The sequence below is a fragment of the Bacteriovorax sp. DB6_IX genome (assembly GCF_000447775.1).
Taxonomy (GTDB): domain Bacteria; phylum Bdellovibrionota; class Bacteriovoracia; order Bacteriovoracales; family Bacteriovoracaceae; genus Halobacteriovorax_A.
The window spans coordinates 1-3,408 of the sequence record NZ_AUNJ01000456.1 but is presented as its reverse complement, the minus strand read 5'-3'; the positions used below and the strand labels follow the sequence as shown (position 1 = coordinate 3,408).

The window sequence follows — 3,408 nt, the reverse complement described above, 5'->3', positions numbered from 1 at the left end:
AATTCAGGGTAAGTTGACTCTTCATGGAGTGACAAAAGAGGTGATTTTAAAAGGGAAGTACCTTGGAAGTGTCATGGCATATGATGTAAAGAGAATAGTCTTTAAGGCCGAAACAGAAATTAATAGAAAGGATTTTGGACTTAAGTGGAATGACTTTGTGGAGGCCGGACCAGCAGTAGGGGATGAAGTCACAATAAGATTAAGGATTGAAGCGAAAAGAGTCGCAGACCTATAAAAAAAGCCCGCATTCGCGGGCTCTTTTAGTTTTTATTGAGAGGGATTAGTTAAGCGCTATGAGACGCTCAACATTTTTTTCTAGAGTTTGTGTGACTTGACCAATCGCCGCAGAAAGACCGTGACTTTGGTTTTGAGTTCTCTTTTGGAATTCTTTGAGTAAGGACTTTGCTCGAAGTCCCATATCACGTGAGATCTCTTTATTTTGTAGTTCAATAATAAGTGTCTGGGCCTCGACGAATAGTTCGTGAAATCCAAGAATTGAGAAGTAGCTAGAAAGAGTTTCTTCTTCCTTCTTCATTTCAATATTCTGTTTCCATGCATTCATTGGTAATACATTAGATTTTTCAATTTTTGCTGCTACAACTGTATTTCGCTTCAACATCAACTCCTGTGCTCGCTTTCAACTACATCACTTGTGCTTTTCACAACTGTTGTGAATAATGCATGGGCCTGCGTGATATTTCAATTGATACCTTGGGCTTGTGTAATCTTTGCACAGTTTTTGTGAAAAGTTAGTAATTACGAAGCTTTAGCTTGCTTTCTCTTCTTGAAAAGAACTCCCGCAACAACTGCAACGGCCATCGCTGCGAAGAAGTAATTACTCTTTTTCACATATTCGATAGCAGTCTCACCATAGTTGTAATAGATGGCAAAGAAGCTGACACAAGAAATTGTACAGGCGATGAGGTCTGAAATGGCAAATTTCCAAGCATTCATTTTTCCAAGTCCTGCAGAGAGGAAGAGCCCATTTCTAAATCCGAAAGGAACAAATCGTCCAAAGATAAGCGTCCAAACACCATACTTCTTAAAGAATGAGTTGATTTTATCAAGCTTCTCTGGCGAGATCATAGAGGCAAAGAACTTTATCTTAAAGAGCTTTGGCCCTAGGTAGCGTCCAATAAACCCATAGCAGATAAGATCACTGATATAGGCACCAGCAAAGACTGCAAAGAATAGAGGCCACATATAGTCTGGGTTTTTTGCCGCAAGAATTGCAGCAGTGAATAGCATGAGGTCCTCGGAAACGGGAATATTAAAACCTGCAAGAAAGAGTAGCCCAAAAATAATAAAAGGGGCCATGGCCACGTTGGCGTTAATCATCATCATTGCTTCGTTAAAAAATTCCATATGGGACCTTTTCTTAAAATAAGGGCCCACGTCCTCGCCGAAGCTTCGACAAAGGTGGGCCCTTAGCTATAAAAAATTATAACTTATTAAAGTACTCTTGTGATCCAGTTGGATCTGGCTTCATAGTGTCAGCACCTTTGTTCCAACCTGCAGGACAAACTTCTCCGTGCTTAGCTGTGTACTGGTAACCGTCAACTAGTCTCGCTACTTCTTCAACATTTCTACCAACTGATAGGTTGTTGATTGAAACGTGTTGAACAACGTCATTGTCATCGATGATATAAGTTGCTCTGAAAGCAACATCACCTGCTGGCATAAGAGCTCCGTAGCTTCTTGATACTTCTTTAGTTAGGTCTTCAAGAATTGGGAAGTTGATTTCTCCAAGTCCACCTTTGTTTCTTGGTTGTTGAGTCCAAGCTAGGTGAGAGAATGCAGAGTCAACAGAACAAGCGATAACTTCACAGTTAAGGTCTTTGAAAAGTTGAATCTTGTCAGAGAATGCTGTGATCTCTGTTGGACATACAAATGTAAAGTCTAGTGGGTAAAAGAAAAGAACTTTCCACTTTCCTTTGTAATCAGAAAGAGAGATTTCTTTAATTTGACCGTTAACAACTGCGTTACCTTTGAATTCTGGTGCAGCTTTACTTACTAGTGATGTAGGATAAACTGTTTCTGTCATAGTGTTCTCCAATATTGTGTTAAGGTTGTTGACTAGATTAGTCAAAACCGGTTAAAAATTGTCGTATTTTCCCAACAACGATAGACCGAATTCACGTCAAATTCAAGACAGGCAACGTTAAATTTTTGATTTTTAAACTAGATTTTTTCTAATAATATAGGCGACTTGGGAATTCCCAAGAAATTTCCAACTTGCAGCAAATAAACTTATAAAATTCTAAAGGTTTTAAGCAGGGCACCGATTAGTAAGATTGAATAATAGGAAATTCCACAAGGACTAAATAAAGTCGATTTTCTGGGAGAGAAAAATATATGAGTACACATCCAAAGATGCACATTCCAAATCCAATCGTTATTGAACAAACATCGAGAGGAGAGAGACAATATGATATCTACTCACGCCTTCTTTTAGATAGAATTATCTTTCTAGGAACTCAGGTAAATGATACAGTTGCAAACCTTCTTATTGCTCAGATGCTATTCTTAGAGCAGGATAACCCAGAAGATCCAATTCATTTTTATATTAATTCACCAGGTGGAAGCGTTTACGCTGGACTTGGGATTTACGATATTATGCAACACGTTTCTTGTCCTGTTTATACTTACTGCGTAGGTATGGCAGCTTCAATGGGCTCACTACTTCTGACTGCTGGAGAGAAGGGACACAGACACGCGATGCCACACTCAAGAATTATGATTCACCAACCACTTGGTGGAGCACAAGGACAATGTTCTGATATCCAAATTCAGGCAAAAGAGATCCAAGATCTTAAAGACCAATTGAATGGTATCTATATTAAGCACTCTGCTGTTGAGATGACGATGGATAAGATCGTAACTGAAACAGATAGAGATAACTATATGTCTCCACAACATGCAATTGAACTGGGGATTATCGATAGCGTTATTGAACCAAAGAAATAAGATAATTATATAATAAAATAAAAAAGGATTCAGAATGTCTAAAGAAAAGGGAAATTACAACAGCTCGCTAAACTGTAACTTCTGCGGGAAATCCCAAAGAGAAGTTAAGAAGCTGATCGCTGGTCCAGGTGTTTATATCTGTGATGAGTGTATCGAGCTTTGTAATGAAATCATCTTTGAAGACTCTGTGAAGTCTGCTTCTAAAGCAGCGCTGGACAATGTTCCTAAACCACATGAGATTAAGGCCCACCTTGACCAATATGTTATTGGACAAGATAGAGCGAAGAAAATTATTTCTGTTGCTGTTCATAACCACTACAAGAGAATTGCTCATGGTGATGCTAAGAGAAAGGACGATGCTGTAGAATTAGCTAAGTCAAATATTCTTCTTGCTGGTCCAACGGGATCAGGTAAGACTCTTATTGCTCAATCTCTAGCAAA

At 38.8% G+C, this 3,408-nt stretch carries 6 protein-coding genes; 3 read left to right on the top strand and 3 right to left on the bottom strand.

Annotation, left to right across the window (positions count from 1 at the left end; all coding sequences use genetic code 11):
* A partial coding sequence (locus M901_RS14130) for a YceI family protein (protein ID WP_021278881.1) occupies window positions 1-235 on the top strand: 235 nt, incomplete at its 5' end.
* Between the two features lie 45 nt (window positions 236-280).
* Here the strand turns inward: M901_RS14130 and M901_RS14125 are convergent.
* The 3 genes from M901_RS14125 to M901_RS14115 form a co-directional block, all read right to left on the bottom strand.
* Complete coding sequence (locus tag M901_RS14125; protein WP_157680035.1) at window positions 281-616, bottom strand: hypothetical protein; 336 nt, start codon at window positions 614-616, stop codon at window positions 281-283.
* A gap of 140 nt (window positions 617-756) precedes the next feature.
* Window positions 757-1,365, bottom strand: coding sequence for a DedA family protein (locus tag M901_RS14120; protein WP_021278882.1), 609 nt, complete (start codon window positions 1,363-1,365; stop codon window positions 757-759).
* 76 nt (window positions 1,366-1,441) lie between these two features.
* A complete protein-coding gene (locus M901_RS14115) occupies window positions 1,442-2,044 on the bottom strand; it encodes a peroxiredoxin (RefSeq protein WP_021278885.1) in 603 nt (200 codons plus the stop codon).
* A gap of 329 nt (window positions 2,045-2,373) precedes the next feature.
* Here M901_RS14115 and M901_RS14110 point away from each other — a divergent pair, with 329 nt between their 5' ends.
* Both M901_RS14110 and M901_RS14105 read left to right on the top strand, forming a co-directional pair.
* On the top strand, window positions 2,374-2,967 hold the full coding sequence (locus tag M901_RS14110; RefSeq protein ID WP_034722412.1) for an ATP-dependent Clp protease proteolytic subunit: 594 nt from the start codon (window positions 2,374-2,376) through the stop codon (window positions 2,965-2,967).
* Between the two features lie 34 nt (window positions 2,968-3,001).
* Window positions 3,002-3,408, top strand: a 407-nt coding sequence (locus M901_RS14105) for a ClpX C4-type zinc finger protein (protein ID WP_021278884.1), incomplete at its 3' end; no start/stop codon positions are given.